The following is a 23,850-nucleotide window of genomic DNA, read 5'->3' as shown; positions in this document are numbered from 1 at the left end:
AGCACGAGTCTTCTTGATGAAACTGTCCGCAAAATTCACCTTTGGCCTGAGCCTCCTGGCGCTCTCCCTGTCGGCCCTGGCCGGCCCGACCTACGCGCCCAAGCCCGACCCGTTGCAGGGCGACGGCCGGGTCTCGGCCTTCTATACCTGGCAGGACGCGATCCCCCCGACCCCGGGCAAGCTGCTGCGCAGCGAACCCCTGGAAGCCACCCTGAGCCTGCCCAACGCCGCCAGCGCGCAACGGATTCTCTATAGCTCCACCGACGGCATCGACGGCAAGACCCCGGTGGTGGTCTCCGGCACCTTGTTCCTGCCCAAGGGCAAGGCCCCGGCCGGCGGCTGGCCGGTGGCCTCCTGGGGCCATGGCACGGTGGGCGTGGCGGATGTCTGCGCGCCGTCCTGGCAGGGCCGCTCCTACCGTGATGTGCAGTACCTGAGCCGCTGGCTGGACGAAGGCTTTGCCATTGTCGCCACCGACTACCAGGGCCTGGGCGTGCCCGGCGGCCATCCGCTGCTGAACAACCGCATGGCCGCCTACGGCATTCTCGACGCCGCCAAAGCGGTGGTCGCCGGGGTGCCCGGGCTGGCCAACAAGGTGCTGATCGTCGGCCAGTCCCAGGGCGGTGCCGGCGCCTTCGCCTCGGCCGCCTACGCCTCCACCTACGCGCCGGACCTGGGGGTCAAGGGCAGCATCGGCACCGGGGTGATCTACACCATCGGCGCGAAAAATGTCGGCGAACAGGACCCGAACAAGGTTGATGCCTCCCTGGCCTACGGCTTCTACACCCTGCTGGCGGCCCAGCAGTACGACCCCAGCATCAACCCCAAGGACTTCTACACCGACAAGGCCCTGCCGCTGTTCGAGCAGGCCCGTACCAGTTGCCTCGCCGCCCTGGTCAGCGACGTGGTGGGGGTCGGCCTGACCCCGGCCAACGCCAAGAAGGACTACCAGGGCAGCCAACTGGCCGCCTGGCAGAAACAAGTGTCCTACCCGACCCTGAAAACCGCCCAGCCGGTGTTCATCGGCACCGGAGCCGAGGACAAGACCCCGGCCGCCGCCACCCAGGTGGCGCTGATGCAGGACGCCTGCAAGGCCGGATCGGTGGTCGAGGGCCACCTGTACAAGGGCCTGGGCCACAGCGAAACGGTCAACGCCTCCCTCAAGGACTCGGTGCCCTTCGCCCACAAGGTGATCAACGGCCAGGCCGTTACCCCCGTCTGCAGCCCCAGCGTGCAATAACCCGGAGCCCCTGCCATGAGCATCGAATTCTTTACCCGCCTGCCCCTGCACGGCGAAACCCAGTTCCTCCCCGGCGACCCGCGCAACCGCGGCGACTGGCACCGCGGCGGGCCCAGCACCGGTGCCGTCTCAGGCTTCAGCGTCGGCGACCACTTCACCTACATCGACTACCTGGGGCAGATCGCCCGGGCCGCGGAAATCAACGGCTTCGGCGGCGCGCTGATGGTCAACGCGCCCTCCGGCGAAGAGCCCTGGACCGTGTGCTCGCTGCTGGCCCGGGAAACCCGCACCCTGAAGTTCGTCACCGCTTTCCAGCCCTATCACTACACGCCCTGGGTTGCGGTGCAGCAGGCCGCCACCTACCAGCGCGCCACCGGCAATCGCCTGGTGTGGAACATCATCAACGGCGGCTCGGACGCCATTCAGCGCCAGGTCGGCGACTTCAGCGACCACGATGAGCGCTATGCCCGCGCCACCGAGTTCATGGACGTGGTCAAGGGCTACTGGCACAACGAGAACTTCCACTACCAGGGCCAGTTCTACCGCGCCGAAGGCGGCGGCCTGCGCGGCCCCTTGAAGAAGGCCGAGCTGCCGCTGATCTGCACCGCGGGATCGTCCATCGCCGCTCGGGAATTCGCCGCCAAGCATGCCGACTTCTACCTGATGCGCGCCGAGCACCCGGACGAGATCGCCGCGTTGATCGCCGATATTCGTGAGCGCGCCTTGCAGTACGGCCGCAGCGATATCCGCTTCGGCCTGTCGATCGACGTCATCACCCGGGAAACCGAGGAACTGGCGCGCACCGAGGCCAAGCGCTTCTTCGACGAGGGCATCGCCAAGGGCGCGGTCAAGGCCGTGGCCGCCCATGCCGGGCTGCGCACCGCGCGCAAGCTCAGCTACGAGAACGGCTTCGCACAGAAGAACGAGACCCAGGGCTTCGAGGATTTCTTCATCCACCCCAATGTCTGGACCGGCTTCGGCTACATCGGCATACCGCCGGGCTGCGCCCTGGTGGGCAGCTACGAAAACGTGGTGGCACGGATCCGCGAGTACCACGCCATCGGTATCGACCTGTTCTTCCTCGCCGGCTACCCGCACCTGGAGGAAGCCTACCGCCTGGGTGAGCACATCCTGCCGCACTTTCGCGGCGAGCGCGCGGCCCTGAGCCGTCAGCCGCAAGCGCCGCTGGAGCTGCGCAGCGCCAACGGCCCGGCAGGAGCCTGACGCCATGAGCCAGGACTACTCGGGCTTGAGCCGCCGTCGTTTTCTCGGCCACAGCGCGCTGTTCGGCGGCGGCCTGCTGCTGGGCAGCAGCCTGCTGGCCGGCTGCGACGCGGACAATTCCAGCGCCCCGGGCACGGTCGCCAGCGACCAGCCGCGCTACGGCGGGCGCCTGCGCCTGGGGATTCTCGACGGCAACCAGAGCGGCAACCTGGACGCCCACAAGCCCATCGGCAGCGGCATCGTCCGAGGCTTCGCGCTGTACAGCAAACTCTGGGAATGGGACGAGCAGATGCAGCCACGCCTGGCCCTGGCGGAGTTCGCCGAACCCAATGCCGATGCCAGCAGCTGGACCCTGCGCCTGCGCCAGGGCCTGGAATTCCACCACGGCAAGAGCATCGACGCCGATGACCTGATCTTCTCCATCCGCCGCCTCACCGACCCGCAGCTGGCCTCGCCCTACGCGGCGCTGCTGCACTGGGTCGATCGCGACAACCTGCAAAAGCTCGATGAGCGCACTGTGCGCCTGAGCTTTCGCGAGGGCCGCAGCTACATGCCCCTGGCGGAAACCTGGGTCAACTTCGGTGGCATCGTCCCGGTGGACTATCACCCGGTGACCAACCCGGTGGGTGCCGGCCCCTACAAGCTGAAAAGCTTCACCCCCGGCCAGCGCTCGCTGTTCACCCGCTTCGACAACTACTACAAGGACGGCCAGCCCTACGCCGACGAACTGGAGATCATCGACTTCAAGGATCAGGTGGCGCGCCTGGCGGCCCTGCGTTCCGGGCAGATCGACATGGCCAACGTGATGCCCACCGAACAGTTGCAAGTCCTGCAGCGCGACCCGCGGGTGCGGCTGCTGAAATCGGTGACCGGCAATTGGCTGTCCTTCGACATGAACCTGGACAAGCCGCCGTTCAACGACCCAAGGGTGCGCCAGGCTTTCCGCCTGCTGGCGGATCGCGAGGAGCTGGTGCGCCGCGCCCTGAACGGCCAGGGTCGGGTGGCCAACGACCTCTATGCCCCCAGCGATCCGACCTTCAACCACAGCCTGGGGCCCCGCCCCCACGACCCGCAGCGTGCGGCGCAACTGCTCAAGGAGGCCGGCCAGGAAAACCTCGAGCTGGAACTGGTGACCACCCCGGGGCCGGCCCTGACCTCGGCCCTGGTGCTGGCCGAACAGGCCAAGCGCATCGGCGTGACCCTCAAGGTCCGCCAGGTGGACCTGGCGACCTTCCAGGGCCCGCAACGCAACGACTGGACCCTGAGCACCGGCGGCAGCATCGGCGCGCCGTTCCTGGCCAGCGCGATCCACACCGACGCGCCCTTTGCCGTGTCCAACAAGACCCACTTCAACGACCCGCAGTTCAGCGAGGTGTTTCTCGCGGCCATGGCCCAACCCGACCTGCAACGACGCACGGCCCTGGTGCACCAGGCCCAGCAGATCCAGTACGAACGGGGCGGCATGCTGATCTGGGGCTACGCCGACCTGCTGGACAGCGTCTCCACCCGCGTGGGCGGCGCCCGGGAAGAACAGTCGCTGTTCAGCACCTGGCGTTTCGAAAGGTTGTGGCTCAACAACAGCGCCTGACCCACCGCCCGACCGTAGGAGCTGGCTTGCCAGCGAAGGCGCCCGCAAGAGCACCGCGAGCCTCCAGGCCCTCTTCGCCGGCAAGCCGGCTCCTACAAGGAACCACCTCAACCGCGACACACCCCGTAGGAGCTGGCTTGCCAGCGAAAGCGCCCACAAGAGCACCGCGAGCCTCCAGGCCCCCTTCGCCGGCAAGCCGGCTCCTACAGAACATTCATGCGATTCAATATGAGGCTCATGTGCCATGCCCTCCAACGCCTTCGCTCGCCCTGCATTCGGCCCGGCCCTGGCCGTAACGGTGTTTTCTTCCCTGGCGCCGCCGCTCTTCGCCGCCGATACCCAGTTGCAAACCGTCACCGTCCAGGCCAGCAGCCAGGCCGATGACGATGCCCTGCCCACCCGGCCACCGACCTCGGTGTATGGCGGCACCGAAACCAAGGTCCTGGACACCCCGCGCTCGATCACCCAGGTCAACGCCGAACAACTGGCCAACGACCCGATCCGCAGCGCCGACGACCTGGTCAAGTACGCCCCGGGGATCACCCGCGGTGGCGGGCAGAACGCCGGTATCGCCCCGCAGTTCCGCGCCCAGGGCTCGGAAGTGTTCCAAGACGGCCAGCGCGCCTATGGCGTACGCCATCCGGCCAACTTCAACGCCTACGAGGGCGCGGACATCGTCGCTGGGCCTTCTTCGGTGACCTACGGTTCGGTGTCCGGCAGCGGCGGCTACGTCAACTACCTGAGCAAGAAACCCGATTTCAGCGGGTTCAAGACCCGCCTCAGCGGCGAGCTCGGTGCCTGGGTGCCGGACGGCCAGTCCCGCGACTCGCGCAAATTCAGCATCGACAACACCGGCCCCCTGAGCGACCAGCTGGCCTACCGGGTGAGCATCACCCAGCAGCGCCAGCAGGACTACTACGACAACGTCGACAACAATTTCGATGCCTTCTACGGGGCCCTGGCCTGGCGCAACGACAACCTGCGGGTGGACTGGAACGCCAGCTACGACAACTACTACGACTACAACATCACCCACGGCTGGAACCGCGCCACCCAACAACTGGTGGACAGCGGCAAGTACTACGCCGGCCGCGCCACGCCGATCATCCAGAACGGCAATACCCTGTGGTCGCCGGTGCTGGCCTCCGGTGCCGCCAATGCGCCGACCCTGGGCTGGGTGCAGCGCCAACGCAACGCCCAGGGCCAGTACAGCGTGGTGGATGGCAGCTTCCAGGCGGCCTCGCCCAACACCCAGGCCAGCCCCGGCACCCTGCGCGGCTGGGTCTATGACCCGAGCCTGGCGGGCAACGGCTTGACTTCCCTGTCGCCACAGGCCGGCCAGCGCGGCGAAGACCAGAGCAGTTCACGGCGCTTCACCACCCAACTGCGCATCGAGGGCGACCTGTCCCCCAGCGTGACCCTGGCCAACAGCACCTTCTACCAGCGCTCCCGGGACCTCACCGACGCAGTCGGGGCGTTCCAGGTGCAATCCCGGGACAACCTGCTGGACAACCGCTTCGAGCTGCGCTCGGGCAATGAAACCCGGATCGGCGGCCTGGCCCTGCGGGACGACAGCAACAGCGGGCTGATCTACCGCCGCGAGTTCAACCAGTCGATCGCCGCCAACAATCATTTCGGCTCCACCATCAACGCCTACGACCTGACCCTGGACCCTTCGGGCAAGAACCCCGGCGACCTGCTGGGGCTCACCGGCAGCAACCCGGCCGGCGGCAACGGCGCCTGGATCGGCCAACCCGGGGTGCCGCAATACTCCAACTACTACGGCTGGCTCAACCTGGCGGCCATGTACCCCGCCGGCCACGGCCTGTACGCCGAATCCCTGGCGCCCTACACCGCCGAAAGCACCTGGACCACCAAGACCCTGTTCAGCCAGCACAACCTGCGCCTGGGCGAGCGGGTGGGCCTGAACATCGGTGCCAGCCGCAGCTGGATCGACGCCCGGATCGACAACCCCTTCGTCCTTGCAGGTGGCAGCGACCGGCGCGACAGCCACAACTACCGGCTGTTCGCGTTCCAGGTCAGCCCCTACGTCAAACCCACCGAGAACAGCACCCTGTACTACACCTTCGACCGCTCCCTGGCGGTCAACACCGGGTTCTTCTCCAACGGCCTGGGCTGGGGCAGCGGCAGTGGCGCCAACCAGCTCAACCCCCTGGCGTTCCAGAGCCTGAGCGTGCTGCATGAACTGGGGCTGAAGGTCGAAGCCATCCCCGACCAGCTGTTCATGACCCTGGCCACCTTCAAGCAGGCCCGGGACCAGTCCCCGGACAGCAACAACAACATCGCCCGGCTGATCATCAAGGGCACCGAGGCGACCCTGCGCTACCAGCCAGACCCGCACCTGCGCAGCGGCCTCAACCTGTCCCGGCTCAGCGCCTACAACGAATTCACCTCCCAGGCCGGCTTCGCCTCCGCCGGGTTCATCCCCGACAACGGCACCGTGTTCGGCGACAACAACAGCCTCAACCAGCGGCCCTCCGGGCGCTTCGACGCGGTGCAGATCCCCGAGTACACCGCCAGCGGCTACCTCGACTACCGCTTCGACTCGGGCTTTGGCGCCGAGCTCTCCGGCTGGTGGACCAGCAGCTGGTACCTGAACCTGAGCAAGACGGTGAAGGTCCCCGACGAATACAACCTCGACCTGGCCCTGTACTACCGCCAGCCCCAGTGGAGCACCACCCTGCGGGTGCTCAACCTGACCAACGAACTGAACTTCGTCAGCGGCCTGGCCGGCTCCACCAATACCTTCCTGCAGCCCATGCCCGGACGCACCGTGCTGGCCCAGGTGGACTACCGCTTCTAGGCACTTTCCTTCTTCTGCGACCTCAGGACACTCCCCATGAGCATTGAATTCGTCGGCATGATCTTTCCCCGCCAATGGTCCGAAACCCGCGGCGTGCGCAGCCCGGACTTCGACCTGGCATTCATCCGCGAGCACGCGCGCGCCCACGAACACGCGGGCTTTGACCGAGTGCTGATCGCCAGCGGCCCGGGCAGCGCCGACAGCCTGCAGATTGCCGCCTACGCCGCGGCCCACACCGAGCGCCTGGGCTTCATGATTGCCCACCGCCCGGCCCTCAGCGCCCCCACCGTGGCGGCCCGGGCTTTCGCCACCCTGGACCACACCACCGGCGGCGGGCGCATCCGCCTGCATGCCATTACCGGCATCACTGCCGAGCCCCAGGAAGGCGACACCCTGCTGGACAAGACCGAGCGCTATCGACGCACCGACGAGTACCTGGAGATCGTGCGCCGCACCTGGACCGCCGAAGAACCCTTCGACTTCGAAGGCCGCTACTTCAACCTCAAGGGCGCGTTTTCCCCGGTCAAGCCGCTGCAGCAGCCGCACATCCCCATCTCTTTTGGCGGCTCTTCGGACATCGCCTACCAGATCGCGGTCAAGCACGCCGACCTCTACGCCCTGTGGGGCGAGCCCCTGGAGGGGGTGGCCGAACAGATCGGCAAACTCAAGGCCGCGGCCAGCGCCGCGGGGGTGGCCGCGCCCCGGGTCAGCCTCTCGGTGCGGCTGATCCTGGGGGCCACCGAGGAATTGGCCTGGCAACGGGCCGAACAGATCCTGGCGCAGATCCGCGCCAACCCGCAGTTCGCCGCCGGCAGCCCCTGGCAGAAGCGCCTCAAGGGCACCGGCTCCGAACGCCTGCTGGCGGCCGCAGCCCGCGGCGACCGCCATGACCGCGCCCTGTGGATGCCCACCGCCAGCGCCGTTGGCGCCTACGGCGACACCACGGCCCTGGTGGGCACGCCGGAGACCGTGGCCCAGGCCCTGCTGGACTACGTCGACCTGGGCGTGACCACCTTCCTCAACCGTGGCTACGACCCTTATTACGACACCATCGACTATGGGCGCTGGATCATCCCCGCCGTCCGCGAAGCCGCCACCCGCCGCAAGCAACACCTGTAGAAGGCGTTTACGAGGCTGGCATCCGGCTTGGAGGCCCTTTCGCCGGCAAGCCGGCTCCTACAACTGCGTTGACCTTTCCCACAACCCTGTAGGAGCTGGCTTGCCAGCGAAGGCGGTTAAGAGGCTGACGCCCGGCTCAGGGGCCCTTTCGCCGGCAAGCCGGCTCCTACAAGCGCGTTGACCTTTCCCACAACCCTGTAGGAGCTGGCTTGCCAGCGAAGGCGCCCGCAAGAGCACTGCCCGGTTCAGGGGCCCTTGGCCGCCTGCCAGCGCCTGCGCAAGCGGTGGCCGGGGAATCGGAATGCGAGTGATAGTCGATCATTTTCAACACTTTATCGGCGCCAGGCCGATGACCCAGATCACCACGAATACTCGCCAAAGCGTTAACATTCCACCCAGCCTTTGGCTTTGAACCTGTCATATCCACTTTATGCATCGCGCCCTTTGCTGCGCCATGACGGCATTTCCTCACCGGAGTCATGCACTTTGAAAACCTGGCACACACTTGTCGGCATCCTGCTGATCACCACGATCACCCTGCTGCTGGAGATCCCTTCCGCCACCTGGCTGACCTCGGCCACCCTGAGCATGATCCTGGGCACAGCAGCCCTGGCCTACATGGCGATGTCCTGCCTGCTGGCCAGCCGCTGGGGCTGGGTCGAACGGCTGTTCGGCGGCCTTGACCGGGTCTACGAGGCGCACAAATGGCTGGGCATCTGGGCCCTGGCATTCGCCAGCTACCACCTGGTGTTCAAGGCCAACCTGGATGAATGGAACAGCGTGCCGATCCTCGAACTGTCCAAATACTGGACGCGCCTGGTCCGCCAGCTGAGCTACGTGGCCCTGGGCCTGATCGTGCTGCTGGCACTGAACCGCAACATTCCCTACAGCCAGTGGCGCTGGTGGCACAAGCTCTCCGGCCCGCTGTTCCTGATCGTCATCCTGCACTGGCTGAGCTTCAAATCGCCCATCACCCTGGATTCGCCCTCGGGTATCTGGCTGGCTCTGCTCTGCGTCCTCGGCGTGCTCGGCGCCCTGTACAAGCTGCTGCTCTACCCCCTCGTGGCCAAGGCCGGCGAATACCAAGTGACGGCGGTTCGGGTGGAGAAGAACTCCCTGCACCTGGAGCTGATTCCCCAGGGCCGGGGCTTTCCTTTCAAGGCCGGGCAGTTCGCCTTCCTCTCGATGCAGGAAAAAGGCCTGCGCGAACCCCATCCGTTCACCATCGCCAGCGCCCAGGCCCATGACGGGCGCATCGAATTCGTGATCCGCGCCCTGGGGGACTACACCCAACGCCTGCGCCGCCAGGTCAAGGTCGGCATGCGTGCGGACATCTACGCGCCCTATGGGCGTTTCAAGCGGCCGCAGGCGGCTGCCCGGGAAATCTGGATCGGCGGTGGCGTGGGCATCTCGCCATTTATTTCCTGGCTGCAGGATGAAGCTGCCGGGCAGTTCGACAAGGCCACCCTGGTGTACTGCTACAACCCGTCCCGGGCCTTCCCCAGTGTCGACACCCTGCAGGGCATGGCCCAGGCCCGGGGAGTGAACTTCGTGGCCAACTGCGGCGGCACCGAGCCCCTGGCCCAGACCCTCAAGCGCACCGCGGCCGAAACCGATCCGCAGCAGATCCAGGTCAGCTTCTGCGGGCCCAAGGGCTTGCTGGGCCAGGTCCGGGAACTGATGAGCGAGTGCCGGATTCCCCAAGGCAACCTGCACTACGAATTCTTCGAGTTCCGCTGATCAAGCCGCTGGCGGCCCTGGCTGACGCGGCTCGCGCAGCGTCACCCAGACCACCAGCGCCGCCAGCAGGGTCATCAGGGTCAGCACCTGCAACAACTGGCTGAAAGCCTGCCCGTACAGGGCCAGCAACCCCTCCCGGCCCAGCGCCGGCAACGCCGCCAGAGTACCGGGCAGGTCACCCCCGGCCAGTTGCCGGGCAGCCCCCATCAACGTCTCGGCGGGCAGCGCCTGATCCGCCAGGGCGTGCTGCAGCAGCCCCGCCAGCAGCGCCACCACCAGGGCCAGGGCAATGCCCTCGCCGGCCACCCGGGTGGTGCTGAAGATGCCGCTGGCCATGCCCGCGCGCTCCTTGGGCACCACGCTCACCGACAAGCCGTCCATCAGCCCCCAGGGCAGCCCGCTGCCGAGGCCGATCAGCAGCAGCGGCCAGATCCGATCGGCCGGCGCCTGGCCCGCAGCGATCCGGCTCAGCCACCACAGCCCGGCGGCAGCCAGCAACAGGCCCAGGCTCGACAGGTTGCCGGCGCTGCACCAGCGGCTGAGCCAGCCCGCGGCGAACGGCACCACCAGCATCGGCGCCGACAGGGCAAGCATCAGCAGCCCGGCATCGATGGCGCTGTAGCCTTCGACGCCGATAAAGCGGATCGGCAACAGGATCAGCAGCACCACGTAGCAATAGCAGGTGGCGATGGGCAGCACCTGCACCCCGACAAAACGCGGATAGCGAAACAGCGACAGATCCAGCATCGGCCGCGCTGCACGCCGCTCGACGACGATGAATAGCCACAGTGCCAGCAGCGCCCCCGCCAGCAACAGCAGAACCCAAGGGCTGCTCCAGCCGTTTTGCGGGGCCTGCAGGATGCCCCAGGTCAGCAGCACCAGCGCCAGGGTGAAACTCAGGGTGCCGGGCCAGTCCACGCCCTGGGCGTCGGGGTCGCGGGACTCTTGCATGCGCGGCACGCCAAAGGCCAGGGACAGGCCGCCGATCAGCGCCCCGGAGACAAAGATCCCGCGCCAGCCGGCCTGTTCCACCAGGACCCCGGCGAGGATCGGGCCAAACGCCAGGCCGACACCAAAGGTGGTGCCCAGCAGGCTGAAGGCACGGGTTCGCGCTGGGCCGTCGAAGGCCTGGGCCAGGGCCGCCGAACCACCGGCCAGGGCGGCGGCACCGGCCAGCCCCTGGACCCCGCGCAAGAGGTTCAGCCACAGCAGCGACGGCACGAACACCAGGGCCAGGGAGCTCAGGCCGAACAGCGCCACGCCGAGGCTGAACAGGCGCTTGCGGCCAAATTCGTCGGCCAGGGTGCCGGCGGCCATCAGCACGCTGCCAAAAGTCAGCATGAAGGCATTGGTGGTCCAGCTCAGGGCCAACGGGCTGCCCCCCAGTTCATGGCCGATGGCCGGGGTCGCCACCGCTACCCCGACAAAGGTCAGGGGCAGCATCAGGGCCGCCAGGCACACCGCGGCCAGCACGCCATGGGCGGACTGCCGGCGACTTTGGGCGGCCTGCCCCAGGGGTAATTCGAGTTCGGGATTCACACGGACCTCTCAAGCCCTGGCAACCAGGGGTGGGCTAAGAAAAATCCATGGTAGGTATGCCGCAATCACTGAAAAACAGGGCATTCTTCCGCTCTTTACGGACAAAAACGCTGTAATCGAGGTGAACGATGGATAACCTAAACGGCTTGCAGGTGTTTGTCAGCGTGGTCCAGAGCGGTAGCCTGGTGGGCGCCGGCGAGCGCCTGGGGCTGTCTGCCTCGTCGGTGGGCAAGGCCCTGGCGCGCCTGGAGCAGCGCCTTGGCGTGCGCCTGCTGAACCGCAGCACCCGGCGCATCAGCCTGACCGATGAAGGCGCGCTGTTCTATGAGCGCGGCCAGCGCATCGTCGCCGAAGTCCAGGAAGCCGAGGCCGAACTGGCGCGGATCAGCGACAAGCCCCGGGGCCGGCTGCGGGTCAGCCTGCCGGCCATCGGCTATCGGATGCTGCTGCCGATCCTCCCGGAGTTTTCCGCGCGCTACCCGGACATCGAGCTGGACCTGGATTTCAACGACCGGCTGATCGACGTGATCGCCGAAGGCGTGGACGCGGTGATCCGCAGTGGCGAGCTGCCGGACTCGCAACTCAAGTCCAGGAACCTGGGGCCCTTCGGCTTCGTGCTGGTCGGCGCCCCCGGCTACTTCGCCCGGCGCGGCACCCCGCGCACGCCCCGGGACCTGGAGCAGCACGCCTGCCTGCGCTACAAGTTCCCCGGCGGCAGCTTGCTGCAGCAATGGAGCCTGCGCCTGCCCGACGGAGCCCCGCCGCTGGTGCTGGGCAGTGCCCTGACCAGCAACAACCTGGAATCGCTGATCCACGCCGCCACCCAGGGCCTGGGCATCGCCTACGTGCCCGAGTTCGTGGTCTGCGGGGCCCTGGCCGATGGCAGCCTGGTCGCGGTGCTGGACGACTACCAGCAAGAGCGCGGCAAGTTCTCCATCCTCTGGCCCAGCAGCCGTCACCTGCTGCCCAAGCTGCGGGTGTTCGTCGACTTTCTCGGTGAACGGCTGGAGCTGGGCAAGCACCACGCTTCCCGCTGATATCCCCTCGATGCCTGGCGCTGGCCGGGCAGTCGCCGGCCCCTGCAAAACATCAGCAAATGCAGATGCCAGCTTACCAATCCATGTATTCATCTTGATGTTTGCCCGCCGTAAGCTCGTCCTGGCCTGCTGCTGCAGGCCAGGCAATGTCGGTACGCCAAAAACAACAGCTAAAGGCCATCCCAATAACAATCTGATCTGCCGACTCCAGGAACCGCTATGTCAACTACCCCATCACGCCGCCCTTGCGTCGGCCTGCATCGTGGCGCCCGCCCCTTGAACGAGGTGCGCCATGACTGACTTCCTGCCCGCTCCGGGCACCGATGAACACTTGCTGCACCACCAGGGCTATCGCCAGGAGCTGCACCGCGGCCTGTCCCTGTGGTCGTCGTTCTCCGTGGGCTTTGCCACGGTCTCGCCAGTGGTGGGGATCTATTCGGTGATGGCCCTGGGCGCCATGAGCACCGGCCCGTCCTGGGTCTGGATCGTGCCCCTGTGCCTGGCCCTGCAGATGCTGGTGGCGCTGGTCTATGCCGAACTCGCCTCGCAGTACCCCCTGGCCGGCGGTTGCTATCAATGGGTCAAGCGCCTGGCTGGAGACCGCTGGGCCTGGTTCACCGGCTTCATGTACCTGGCCTCGGCCCTGGCTTCCCTGACCACCGTGGCCTACCTGGGCGGGTTCTGGCTGTGGCTGTTCGTCACCGGCACGCCGCCTTCGGCCAATGCCCAGGTGGCCAGCGGCGCCGTGCTGCTGGCGTTGGGGCTGGGGGTCAACCTGTTGGGGATCAACCCGCTGAAGTACTTCGTCAACGCCGGGATCATCGCCGAAGCCATCGCCTCCATCGGCATCGGCGTGCTGTTGCTGCTGTTCTTTCGCAACCACTCCTGGTCGCTGCTGCTGGAAGGCCTGGGCAACAGCGTCAGCGGCGATGGCACCTACCTGAGTGGCTTCGTCACCGCCATGGCAGTGGGCGGCTGGGCCTTTCTCGGCTTCGATGCCTGCTCCCAGGTGTCCGAGGAAACCGCCGATGCCCGCACCTCCACGCCGCGGGCCATCCTGCGCTCGATGCTGCTGGTGGGGCTGACGGTGATGCTCACCGCCTTTGCCGTGACCCTGTCGTTCACCGACACCGCGGGCCTGGTGGCCGGCCAGGTGGTGGACCCGGTCACCCCGGCGGTGGTGGATGCCTTTGGCGCCTGGGCCGAGCGGCCCTTCGTCGGCGTAGTACTGGTGGCGTTCATTGCCTGCGTGGTCTCGGTGCAGACCTATATCGGCCGCGCGGTATTCGGCATGGCCCGGGACTCGATCCTGCCCGCCTCGGCGTTCCTGCGCCGGGTGGATGGGCGCAAGGTGCCCTTCGCCGCCATGCTCGTTTGCACCCTGTTCGCCAGTTTCGGCCTGGCCCTGGGCCTGAACGCCACGGCCGTGGGCACCCTGATCGCCTTCGGCAGCGGGGGCTTCTTCATGGTGTTCCTGATCGTGATCGGTTGCGCCCTGGTCCATCGCCTGCGTGGCCGCTGGCGGCCCGACGCCGGGGTCTTCAACCTCGGCCGCTGGGGCCTGCCGGTGAACCTCGCGGCCTTTGTCTGGCTGCTGTTCGAGAGCGTCAACGTGGCCTGGCCCCGGGAATCCCTGGCGCCGCCCGGAGCGCCCTGGTTCCAGGTCTGGGCAGTGGTGCTGGTGTTCTCGACCCTGGCCGTGCTGGGCCTGATCTACATGGTCCTGGCCAAGCCCTACCTGCGCCGCGACAGCAGCGCATCCGACCGCGGCTGAATCCTCATGCGCTGTCAGCGACAGCGCATTCCCTGCCCGCTACTGGCCCGGCGCCTGCTGCGCCGGCCGCTTCACGCCTGATGTTTCTGGAGACCATCGATGCCCCCGTCCATCCATTACTGGAATTACCCCACCGAGATCTTCTGCGGCGCCGAGGCCCTGCACGGCCTGGCCCAGCGCTGCGCCCTGCTGGGCATGGCCAGGCCCTTGCTGGTCACCGACCCGGGCATGCTCGAACTGGAACCCTTTGGCCTGTTGACCGTGCACCTGGAGCAGAGCCGCCAGGGCTTTGCGGTATTTGCCGAACTGGCCAGCAACCCGAGCCTGGACGATGTGCAGCGCGGCGTCCAAGCCTTCAGGGCCGGCGGCCACGACTCGCTGATCGCCCTGGGCGGCGGCAGCGCCATGGACGCCGCCAAGGGCATCGCCCTGGCCGCCGTGGACCCGCAAGGGCTGCAGCGTTTCGAGTGGTCCCGGGTGATCGAGCATTACCCGAGCCTCAGTGACTTTCCGCGCCTGGGCCTGCCGCCCCTGATCGCCCTGCCCACCACTGCCGGCACCGGCTCCGAACTGGGCCGCGAAGCGGTACTGACCGACAGCCAGCAGCAGGTCAAGCGGGTCATCAGCCACCCCGAACTGCTGCCCGCCTGCGTGATCCTCGACCCGCTGCTGACCCGCGGCCTGCCGCCCGCGCTGACCGCCGCCACCGGCATGGATGCCCTGACCCACCATATCGAGGCGTTCTGCTCGCCCCTGTACCACCCGATGTCCAGCGCGATTGCCGTGGAAGGCATGCGCCTGGTGCAGCAGCACCTGCGCCGGGCAGTGAGCCACGGCCAGGACCTGGACGCCCGGGAAGGCATGCTGGTGGCCTCGGCGATGGCTGCGGTGGCCTTCCAGAAGGGCCTGGGGGCGTCCACGCCCTGGCCCACCCGCTGGGCGCCCGCTATCACCGTCACCATGGCCTGCTCAATGCCGTCCTCCTGCCCTATGTGCTGGTGGCCAACCAGCCGGTGATTGCCGAGGAGATCGGGCGCCTGGCCCGTTACCTGGACTTGCCCCGGGGGGATTTCCAGGGGTTCCTGGACTGGATCCTGGCCCTGCGCGCCGAGCTGGGCATCCCCCACTGCCTGGCGGATATCGGCCTGGACAGCCATGAAGCCGAGTGGGTCGGGGCCCAGGCCCTGGCGGATATCTCGTCCTCCGACACCAATGCCCGACCGCTGAGCGCCGCCGACTACAGCCAGATCTTCCGCAACGCCGTGCACGGCGTCCTGCCAGGAGCCCGCCCATGAAACCGGCCCTGTTTATCGATGGCCACTGGGTCGATGGCGACGGCGCGCTGATGCCGGTGCATGACCCGTCCCTGGGCCAAATCATGGCCCAGGTACCGGCGGCCAGCGCCCATCAGGTGAACCTGGCGGTGCAGGCCGCGCGCCGGGCCCTGCCCGGGTGGCGCAGCCTCAGCGGCGCCCGGCGTGCCGAGTACCTGCAAGGCTTCGCCCGGCACCTGCAGCAACGCCGCGAAGGGCTGATCGCCCTGCAGATGCGCAATAACGGCAAGCCGCGGCACGAAGCCGAACTGGACCTGGACGACGCCATCGCCACCTTCGACTACTACGCCGGCCTCGCTGCCCAGCTGGACGCCCGCCAGGATCAACCGGTGCCCTTGCAGGCTCCGGGCTTCAGTGCCCACTGCAGGTTCGAGGCCCTGGGCGTGGTGGGGCTGATCGTGCCCTGGAACTTCCCCCTGGTCACCAGTGCCTGGAAGCTGGCCCCGGCCCTGGCCGCGGGCTGCACGTTGGTGCTCAAGCCCTCGGAAGTGACGCCTCTGATCGAACAGGTCTACGGCGAAATCGCCGACGCCCTGGGCTTGCCGGCGGGCGTGTTGAACCTGGTGGCCGGCGCCGGAGAAACCGGCGCAGCCCTGAGCCAGCATCCGGGGCTGGACAAGCTGTCGTTCACCGGCAGCACTGCCACCGGTCAGCGAGTGATGGCCAGCTCCGCCGCCTTCTGCCGGCCACTGACGCTGGAGCTGGGGGGCAAGTCGCCGATCCTGGTATTCGCCGACGCCGACCTGGACCAGGCAGTGCACTGGATCATCGGCGGCTTTTGCTGGAACGCCGGGCAGATGTGCTCGGCCACCTCGCGCCTGCTGGTCCACGAGTCGATTGCCGATGCTTTGCTGCAGCGGTTGCGCAGTGCCCTGCTGGCCCTGCGGGTCGGCAACCCCCTGGAGCAGGAAGTGGACATGGGCCCCCTGAGTTGCCAGGCCCAGTGGCGCACGGTGTGCACCTACCTGGAACAGGCCAGGAACGAGGGCCTGGAATGCCTGGTGGGCGGCCATGCCCTGCCCGGGCCGGGCTGGTTCGTGGCGCCCACGGTGTACACCGATGTGCCCACCAGCAGCAGGTTGTGGCAAGAGGAGATCTTCGGCCCGGTGCTGTGCATGCGCCGTTTCAGTGACGAAGCACAGGCCCTGGCCCTGGCCAACGACAGCGCATTCGGCCTGGTGGCCACTGTGATCAGCGCCGATCTGCAGCGCGCCGAACGGGTCGCCGCCGCCCTGGACGTGGGCCACGTGTGGATCAATTCACTGCAGGCGGTGTTCGTCGAAACCTCCTGGGGCGGCACCAAGGGCAGCGGCATCGGGCGGGAACTGGGCCCCTGGGGGCTGGCTGCCTATCAGTCGATCAAGCACCTGACCCGCTGCCTGGGCTGAAGCGCAGGATCAGCCGCCATGCTCTGCCAGCAGGTCGGCGATGAAGGCCTTCAGCGCTTCGCCACGGGCATGCCCGGCGTGGGTGATCATGCTGTGCTGCACCTCGTAGCGCAGCGTCTCGGGGTGCAGCACGCGCATCTGCCCGGCCGCGACCCAGGGCTGGGCATAGTGGCTGGGCAGGTAGCCCAGGTGGGTGCCCGCCAGTACCCCGTGGACCACCGCCTCCATGTGGTAGGCGGTGGCCGAGGCGCGCTGGGGCGTTACCGGCAGCACCTGGCTGGCGGGCAGGAAACCGTGCTTGATCCAGTCACAGGCCTTGATGTGCGCAAGCTCTGGCTCCAGGACAGGAAACAGCGGGTGCGAGGCGCCGCAGAACAGGGCGATTTCCTCGGCGTACAGTGGCTGATAGTCGAGGGTCGGCAGGCTGCGGCTGAAATAGGAAATGGCCAGGTCCAACTGGCCGTCGATCACCGCCCGCTCAAGCTCGGTGGGCGAATTGATGAACACATGCAGGTGCAGGTCGTGCTCGCGGCGATAGAAGCGCGCGATGGCCGCGTCGATGCGTGCCGCGGGCAAGGTGGCGATGTTGTCCGCCAGCCCCAGGTACAGATCCCCCACCAAACGCCCGGACAACTCCTGGGCCTCGCTCTTGAACGCCTCCACCGCGCCGAACAGCGCCTGGGCCGCCGCCAGGATCCGCTGGCCCTTCTCGGTCAGGCGAAAGCCGCCCTTGCCGCGCTCGCACAGCCGATAGCCGAGGCGTTTTTCCAGGCTGGAGATGTGCATGCTGATATTGGACTGGCTCATGTTCAGTTCGGCCTGGGCCGCGGTGAAACCGCCGCACTTGACCACTACGGAGAAAATCCGCAGCAGGCGCAGGTCCATGTCGGTGACGTTTCTAAGCACAGGAGGTTTCCAGGAGTCGCGGGGCTGAACCAGGGGGCTATTCAACGGCAGCGCCCGGGCCGCGTCAAATCCATCACGGCTTGCGTGATCGATGACATTGCAGGGACTATGCAACGCCTCCTTGCCACCTTGGATCGCTTGCCAATGGACTCACACCCCACGCCCGCGCTGTGCACCGAACGCTTGCTGCTGCGCCCCCTGGAACTGGCGGACGCCGACGCCATCCAGCAGCTATTCCCCCAGTGGGAGGTGGTGCGCTACCTCAACGCCCTGGTGCCCTGGCCCTACCCGGCCGACGGCGCCCTGAGCTTCCTGCGGGACATGGCGCTGCCGGCGATGGCCCGGGGCACGGAATGGCACTGGACGCTGCGCCTGCGCAGCAACCCCGGGCAGATGATCGGCAGCATCAGCCTGATGGACGAAGCCGACAACAACCGCGGCTTCTGGCTGGCCCCGCCGTGGCAGGGCCAGGGCTACATGAGCGAGGCCTGCAAGGTGGTGGACCACTATTGGTTCGAGGTACTGCAACGGCCCTTGATGCGGGTGCCCAAGGCCGCGCCGAACCAGGGCTCGCGGCGGATTTCCGAACGCGCGGGCATGCGCCTGATCCGCTCCGAGGACGGTGAGTTCGTCAGTGGGCGATTCCCCGTGGACATCTGGGAAATCACCCGCGAGCAATGGCGCCGGCTCAGGTAAAGCGCACCCCGGGACGGGGGCGCTGGTCCACCGTCAGTTCGAACACATCCGGGCGGGCGTAGTGGCCGACCACGTCGTAGTCATAGCGCGCCCGCACCAGGTCGGCGGTATCGATCTGCGCGCTGATCAGCCCGGCCCGGCCCACCAGGGGGCCGGCCAGTACGTCCCCCATGGGCCCGACGATCACACTGCCGCCGGCAATCAACGGCCGTTGGGCCGGCCAGTTGGCAATCTCCAGCCCCAGTTCTTCGGGCGAGGCCTGCACCTGACAGGCGCTGACCACGAAGCAGCGCCCCTCGTGAGCGATATGGCGCATGCTCACCTGCCACATTTCCCGCTCGTCCACCGTGGGCGCACACCAGACTTCGATGCCCTGGGCGTACATCGCGGTACGCAGCAGCGGCATCATGTTTTCCCAGCAGATCACCGCGCCCACCCGGCCGACCTGGGTGTCCAGCACCGGCAGGGTCGAGCCGTCGCCCTTGCCCCAGATCAAGCGTTCGGTCCCGGTGGGCATCAGTTTGCGATGCTTGCCCGAAAGCCCCTGCTGCGGGTCGAAATACAGCGCCGTGCAGTACAGGGTGCTGCCACTGCGCTCGATGACACCCAGCACCAGGTTGGCTCCGGTACGGGCGGACAGCGCGGCCAGGGCATCGGTTTCCACCCCGGGGACCTCGATGGCATTGGCGAAGTAGCGGGCAAAGGCCTCGCGACCCTCCGGCAGGCGATAGCCCAGCTGGGTGCCGAAGCCTTCGCCCTTGGGGTAGCCCCCCAGCAGCGCTTCGGGCATCACCACCAACTGCGCGCCGGCTTCGATGATGGCGGCCTCGTACGAGAGGATCTGTTCCAGGGTGGCGGCCTTGCCTTCAGGCAAGGCCCCGATCTGCAGGGCAGCGACAACGGACTTGGGCATGGGATGACTCCTTGAGCAATCAGGTGTTGCCCATTCTGCTGCCGCCCCTGATCATCGATAAACCCCACTCCAGTGCTTAATGATATGAACCAGATGAATATCGCCAGTGTCGACCTCAACCTGCTCAAGGCTTTCGAGGCGCTGCATGACGAGTCCAGCGCCAGCCGCGCCGCCTTGCGCCTGGGGGTGACCCAGTCAGCCATGAGCGCTGCCCTGCGCCGGCTGCGCGAGCTGTATGGCGACCCGCTGTTCGTGCGTACCGGGCGCGGGCTGGCGCCGACCCTCAAGGCCAATCAGTTGAAGCCCGTGGTCAGCGAAGCCTTGAACAAATGCCGCCAGAGCCTGGCCATGGTCGCCCCCGACACCGCCGACTATCAGGGCCGCTCGGTAACGCTGGGGCTGTCGGATGATTTCGAGATTGCCTATGGCCGGCAGATGATCGAGGCCGTGGCCCGGCGGGCGCCAAAGCTGCGGCTGATCTTTCGCCAGAGCCACAGCCAGATCGTCGCCGAGGCGCTGTTGCAGCGCAGCGTCGACCTGGCCATCAGTGCCGGCGGCTTTGCCGAACGCCTGCTCAGCCGCCAGGTGCTGGGGAAGGCCATTACCTGTGCCTGGCAGACCCGGCCAGCCTGGCCCCCGGGCAACAGCAGATCAGTCTTGAGGAGTTTGTCGCACGGGAACACCTGCTGGTGTCGTCCCAGGGGTTTATCGGGATTACCGATGAAGGCTTGGCCAACCTGGGGCTAAGCCGCCAGGTGTGCGCCTCGACCACGCACTTTGCCGCCTTGCCCTTTCTGCTCAAGGGCAGCCAGGCGGTGGCGACCATTCCGGCCCATGCCGCCCGGCGCATCGCCGAACTCACCGGGCTGCAGTTGCTGCCCTGCCCCCTGGCCCTGCCGCGCTACCCGATCGAGCTGGGCTGGCGCACCAGCCCGCAGACCGACCCGCTGCTGGTGAAGGTACGCGAGGCGATTGTCGAGAGTTTTGCCCTTACTTGTTCGCCGCCATCAGGCGATTGACTTCACTGCGCACCATGTTCGAGTACTCCGGCGGCGACATGCCGTCGAGCTCGGCGCGGACCCACTCGGCCCACTTGCCCTTGCGCTTGCCACGCTCGCCGAACAGCCGCGCGGCCTCGCCCTTGGCCTTGCCCAGGTTGCTCTGCCACAGGTCGAACAGACGGGACTTCTCGTCCTCGATGGCGGCGCGCTCGGCCAGGGTCTTGTTAGCCAGATTGAAACTCATGGGAAATTCCTGCTGCGTAAAATAGGCGCCATCTTACACTGTAGGGGCTACGGGTTTTACCCCGGGGTCGCCAACGGGGCGTAAAACAACTGCAACTTTTGCCCCCGCGCCAGACTCCATTGCTTGCTACCCATTCACCTGTAGCCGCTGGCGGATGTGTTGTGCACCAGCGGCGATATTTCCAAGGAAAAAACTTCATGGCTCGTAAATCTGCCGCGCAAGCGGAAAACGATCAAATCAAGGACCAGGCCTTCAGCGAACTGCAGGCGCTGATCGAAGAATCGGAAAAGCTGCTCAAGGGCAGCGCCAGCCTGGTCGGCGAAGAAGGTGAGAGCCTGCGCCAGCAAGTCAGCCTCAAGCTCAAGCAGGCGCTGGATTCGGTCAGCAATGTGCGCGAGCGCAGCAAGCCGGTGGTGGATGCCACCGAGCAGTACATCGGTGGCCACCCGTGGCAGACCGTGGCCATCTCCGCCGGTTTCGGCCTGGTGGTAGGCCTGTTGCTGGGCCGTCGTTCCTAAGCCCCCACGCAACGTTGAGGCCAGGTACGCCAATGGCGGCCTGGCCTTTTTCATGCCTTCAGTCCTGGGCCAGCGCCCGCAATTGCTGCAGCTGCTCGGCGGGAATGGCGATGCCCGCGTGCTGCGAACGCTCGCGCTGCTGATGCCGGCGATCCCCCGGCAGGCGCTTGAGCCCCACCGCATGCATCTGCCGCACCAGCTCCTGGCTGCGCTCGGCAAAACTCTGCCCGGCAGCCTTGCTCGGGTCGATGACGATCAGCAACTGGCCGGTCCAGGGCGTCTTGGCCCCCGGGTGGCCGGACCAGTCGAATTCGAAGGAGAAGTTGCCCCCGGTCAGGGCTGCCGCCAGCAGCTCCACCATCATCGACAGAGCCGAGCCCTTGTGCCCGCCAAACGGCAGCAAGGCGCCACCTTCAAGAATCGCCCTGGGGTCCTGGGTCGGCTGGCCCAGGCTGTCGACACCGATGCCCGGCGGCAGGCGCTCGCCCTTGCGCGCGGCGATCTGCACGTCGCCATGGGCAATGGCGCTGGTGGCCAGATCGAAGACGATCGGCTGGCCCTGGGCCTGGGGTGCGGCGAAGGCGATCGGGTTGGTGCCGAACAATGGCCTGTCGGCGCCGTGGGGCACGACGCAGGTCATGCTGTTGACCACGCTCAGGGCCACCAATCCTTCCTCGGCGAAGGGTTCGACATCCGGCCAGAGTGCGGCGAAGTGGTGCGAATTGCGGATAGCCAGCACGGCGATACCGGCGCTGCGGGCCTTGCTCACCAGCAGCTCGCGGGCGGCAGCCAGGGCCGGCTGGGCAAAGCCGTTGCCGGCGTCGACCCGGACAAAGGCCGCCGCCACATCCTCCACCACCGGCACGGCCTGGCCGTCGACCCAGCCACTGGCCAGGGTCGAGACATAACCGGGAATGCGGAACACGCCATGGCTGTGGGCTCCGTCGCGCTCGGCGCCGGCACAGTTCTCGGCCAGGCAGCGGGCCACTTCGGCGCGGCAGCCGTGGCGTTGGAAAATCGTTTCCAGCAACTGCACCAGGGCCGGTAAAGAAAGGTATTGGGGCGGTGTTTCAACAACCACGGACGATGCAGACATCTGAAGCTCCAGAGTAATTATTGGAGGGGGCGACAGCGTGTGAACCTGGCGATTAAACAACGCCGCACTCCAACCCTGTCAACCACTGCCGGCGCCTTGCAGGGAAGGTGCCAGGATGGCCGGAACAACCATCCCCCTGGAGCAAGAAAAAGCCCCCTGTGCGCTGCCGTGGCAAGGCACAGGGGGCTGTATCAGCCTGGCTCAGTCCTTCTGGTCGCGCAGCACATTGCCCGAGGCGCCGTCGATGCGAAACTCATAGACACTGCCATCGGACTTGCGCCCTTCGCCTTCCCAATAGCCATCGTTGTCCGCTTCGATCTTGTAGATCTCCACGTAGCCGGCTTTGGTCTTTGCGGTTTCAATGGCTTTTTCAATGGTGATCCAACCGGCCCCCGGACGGTCGGCCAGGGCCGCTCCAGCGCCCAGCAGGCTGGCGGTGGCAAGTAATGCGGCAAGCGTCTTCTTCAACATGGTCCATCTCCTTGTGTATTCACTTTCGATACAGAGCCTGGTTTTAGGGCGTGCCAGATGAAAATAAGTTCACTTTGATGCTCATTAGCCATGACGGTTGTTCTCCAAGACTTGCCGCGGAGGGTAGAATGCGGGAAATCAGGAAGAGTCAATGAGCGAACAGATCCTCTCAGAAGCCGAATACGACGCCATCACCCAAGCGGCAGCCCAATGGTGCATGCGCCTGCATGAACCCGACTGCAGCGACGCGGAGCGTCTGGCCTTTCAGCAATGGCATGATGCCGACCCCCTGCACGCCTTCGAATACGAGGCGATGCGGGAAATTTGGGAAGTGGCCGATCAACTGCCCCCTTCCACCCTCACTGCCGCACCAGCCCCCGCACCGGTCAAGCTCGTTCCCCGGCGCACCTGGCAGCAGTATGGCGTGGCGGCGGCCATCGCCCTGTGCGCCCTGCCCCTGGCCGCCTACAGCGGCTGGGAACTGGGTTGGGTGCCGTCCTCCTACCAGCGATTCGAAGCCGGCGACAGCCTGCGCAGCGTGACCCTGGCCGATGGCAGCCAAGTGCAACTGAACCTGGGCAGCACCCTGACCTACAGCAACTACAAGGACCAGCGCCGGGTCACCCTGAAAAAAGGCGAAGCCTTCTTCAAGGTCAGCCACGACGCCAGCCACCCGTTCGTGGTCAAGGCCGCCAATGGCCAGGTCAAGGTCACCGGCACCCAGTTCAATGTGTGGATGTACGAGGACCAGGTGCGGGTCACCCTGCTCCAGGGCTCGGTCCTGGTGAGCAGCAACACCGCCCTGCCCGGCGAAGGTTTCCGCCTGGAGCCGGGCATGCAGGCCAGCTACAAGGCCGGCGACTACCAGCCGCAGATCAGCCAGACCTACAGCAACGACAGCTCCCTGGCCTGGCGCGAAGGCAAGCTGGTGCTGGACAACCTGGCCCTCACCGACGCCCTGCCGCTGATCAACCGCTACCTGGACACTCCGGTGCAGGTCGCCGACGCCAACACCGGCAAGATCCGCGTCGGCGGCATCTACAACACCCGGGAAATCAAGAGCCTGCTGACCTCGCTGCCCAAGGTGCTGCCGGTCTACCTGACGCGCAATCGCGATGGCAACCCGGTAATCAACTCACTGCCCCAGTCCCCGCCAAAAAGCTGAAGGCCGCCCCGTTGCCGGGGCGGCCTCCTCTTG

Annotated in this window: 18 protein-coding genes and 2 pseudogenes; 14 read left to right on the top strand and 6 right to left on the bottom strand. The window is 66.7% G+C overall.

The window, feature by feature from the left end; genetic code table 11:
* The first annotated feature begins 16 nt into the window (after positions 1–16).
* The 6 genes from KI242_RS15470 to KI242_RS15445 all read left to right on the top strand — a co-directional run bounded on the left by KI242_RS15470 (position 17) and on the right by KI242_RS15445 (position 9,735).
* Positions 17–1,240 carry a lipase family protein gene (locus KI242_RS15470; RefSeq protein ID WP_123473351.1) on the top strand — a complete coding sequence of 408 codons (1,224 nt, stop codon included), beginning with the start codon at positions 17–19 and terminating at the stop codon, positions 1,238–1,240.
* Between the two features lie 15 nt (positions 1,241–1,255).
* A complete protein-coding gene (locus KI242_RS15465; RefSeq protein ID WP_011061211.1) occupies positions 1,256–2,464 on the top strand; it encodes an LLM class flavin-dependent oxidoreductase in 1,209 nt (402 codons plus the stop codon).
* 4 nt (positions 2,465–2,468) lie between these two features.
* Positions 2,469–4,052 (top strand): ABC transporter substrate-binding protein, encoded by a 1,584-nt coding sequence (locus tag KI242_RS15460; protein WP_053151563.1) that lies wholly within the window; start codon positions 2,469–2,471, stop codon positions 4,050–4,052.
* A gap of 244 nt (positions 4,053–4,296) precedes the next feature.
* A complete protein-coding gene (locus KI242_RS15455) occupies positions 4,297–6,876 on the top strand; it encodes a TonB-dependent receptor plug domain-containing protein (protein WP_212806352.1) in 2,580 nt (859 codons plus the stop codon).
* Between the two features lie 36 nt (positions 6,877–6,912).
* On the top strand, positions 6,913–7,995 hold the full coding sequence (locus KI242_RS15450) for an LLM class flavin-dependent oxidoreductase (protein ID WP_053158398.1): 1,083 nt from the start codon (positions 6,913–6,915) through the stop codon (positions 7,993–7,995).
* Between the two features lie 486 nt (positions 7,996–8,481).
* On the top strand, positions 8,482–9,735 hold the full coding sequence (locus KI242_RS15445) for a ferredoxin reductase family protein (RefSeq protein WP_053158395.1): 1,254 nt from the start codon (positions 8,482–8,484) through the stop codon (positions 9,733–9,735).
* Here the strand turns inward: KI242_RS15445 and KI242_RS15440 are convergent, their stop codons facing one another.
* Complete coding sequence (locus KI242_RS15440) at positions 9,736–11,274, bottom strand: MFS transporter (protein ID WP_011061205.1); 1,539 nt, start codon at positions 11,272–11,274, stop codon at positions 9,736–9,738.
* 128 nt (positions 11,275–11,402) lie between these two features.
* Here KI242_RS15440 and KI242_RS15435 point away from each other — a divergent pair, with 128 nt between their 5' ends.
* The 4 genes and pseudogenes from KI242_RS15435 (at position 11,403) to KI242_RS15420 (ending at position 16,807) form a co-directional block, all read left to right on the top strand.
* On the top strand, positions 11,403–12,311 hold the full coding sequence (locus KI242_RS15435) for a LysR family transcriptional regulator (protein ID WP_212806351.1): 909 nt from the start codon (positions 11,403–11,405) through the stop codon (positions 12,309–12,311).
* Between the two features lie 292 nt (positions 12,312–12,603).
* A complete protein-coding gene (locus KI242_RS15430) occupies positions 12,604–14,085 on the top strand; it encodes an APC family permease (protein ID WP_041118111.1) in 1,482 nt (493 codons plus the stop codon).
* 99 nt (positions 14,086–14,184) lie between these two features.
* Positions 14,185–15,380, top strand: a pseudogene (locus KI242_RS15425) (iron-containing alcohol dehydrogenase).
* On the top strand, positions 15,377–16,807 hold the full coding sequence (locus tag KI242_RS15420; RefSeq protein ID WP_053158387.1) for an aldehyde dehydrogenase family protein: 1,431 nt from the start codon (positions 15,377–15,379) through the stop codon (positions 16,805–16,807). Before KI242_RS15425 ends, KI242_RS15420 begins: the two are co-directional and overlap by 4 nt.
* 9 nt (positions 16,808–16,816) lie before the next feature.
* Here the strand turns inward: KI242_RS15420 and KI242_RS15415 are convergent, their stop codons facing one another.
* A complete protein-coding gene (locus KI242_RS15415; protein WP_011061200.1) occupies positions 16,817–17,713 on the bottom strand; it encodes a LysR family transcriptional regulator in 897 nt (298 codons plus the stop codon).
* Between the two features lie 144 nt (positions 17,714–17,857).
* On the opposite strand from KI242_RS15415, the gene KI242_RS15410 reads away from it, so the two are divergent.
* Positions 17,858–18,409 (top strand): GNAT family N-acetyltransferase, encoded by a 552-nt coding sequence (locus KI242_RS15410; RefSeq protein WP_011061199.1) that lies wholly within the window; start codon positions 17,858–17,860, stop codon positions 18,407–18,409.
* On the opposite strand, the gene KI242_RS15405 is transcribed toward KI242_RS15410, so the two are convergent.
* Entirely contained in the window at positions 18,402–19,322 is a 921-nt protein-coding gene (locus KI242_RS15405; protein WP_011061198.1) for a carbon-nitrogen hydrolase family protein, read from the bottom strand. The genes KI242_RS15410 and KI242_RS15405 overlap by 8 nt on opposite strands.
* Positions 19,323–19,406: 84 nt before the next feature.
* On the opposite strand from KI242_RS15405, the pseudogene KI242_RS15400 reads away from it, so the two are divergent.
* Positions 19,407–20,341 (top strand): annotated as a pseudogene (locus KI242_RS15400) (LysR family transcriptional regulator).
* Here KI242_RS15400 and KI242_RS15395 read toward each other — a convergent pair.
* Positions 20,313–20,567, bottom strand: coding sequence for a hypothetical protein (locus tag KI242_RS15395; RefSeq protein ID WP_011061196.1), 255 nt, complete (start codon positions 20,565–20,567; stop codon positions 20,313–20,315). The pseudogene KI242_RS15400 and the gene KI242_RS15395 sit on opposite strands and share 29 nt — an antisense overlap.
* A 197-nt stretch (positions 20,568–20,764) precedes the next feature.
* Between KI242_RS15395 and KI242_RS15390 the strand changes: the two genes are divergently transcribed.
* On the top strand, positions 20,765–21,085 hold the full coding sequence (locus KI242_RS15390; protein ID WP_011061195.1) for a DUF883 family protein: 321 nt from the start codon (positions 20,765–20,767) through the stop codon (positions 21,083–21,085).
* Between the two features lie 58 nt (positions 21,086–21,143).
* Here the strand turns inward: KI242_RS15390 and KI242_RS15385 are convergent, their stop codons facing one another.
* Both KI242_RS15385 and KI242_RS15380 read right to left on the bottom strand, forming a co-directional pair.
* Entirely contained in the window at positions 21,144–22,181 is a 1,038-nt protein-coding gene (locus KI242_RS15385) for an Ldh family oxidoreductase (RefSeq protein ID WP_011061194.1), read from the bottom strand.
* A gap of 201 nt (positions 22,182–22,382) precedes the next feature.
* Positions 22,383–22,652 (bottom strand): PepSY domain-containing protein, encoded by a 270-nt coding sequence (locus KI242_RS15380; RefSeq protein ID WP_011061193.1) that lies wholly within the window; start codon positions 22,650–22,652, stop codon positions 22,383–22,385.
* Between the two features lie 151 nt (positions 22,653–22,803).
* Between KI242_RS15380 and KI242_RS15375 the strand changes: the two genes are divergently transcribed.
* Positions 22,804–23,817 carry a FecR family protein gene (locus tag KI242_RS15375; protein WP_011061192.1) on the top strand — a complete coding sequence of 338 codons (1,014 nt, stop codon included), beginning with the start codon at positions 22,804–22,806 and terminating at the stop codon, positions 23,815–23,817.
* The last annotated feature ends 33 nt before the right edge of the window (positions 23,818–23,850 follow it).

Origin of the sequence: Pseudomonas sp. Eqa60 (assembly GCF_018326405.1) — a bacterium.
Lineage (GTDB): Bacteria > Pseudomonadota > Gammaproteobacteria > Pseudomonadales > Pseudomonadaceae > Aquipseudomonas > Aquipseudomonas protegens.
The sequence above is the reverse complement of the archived record's forward strand: the minus strand, read 5'-3'. Positions and strand labels throughout refer to the sequence as shown.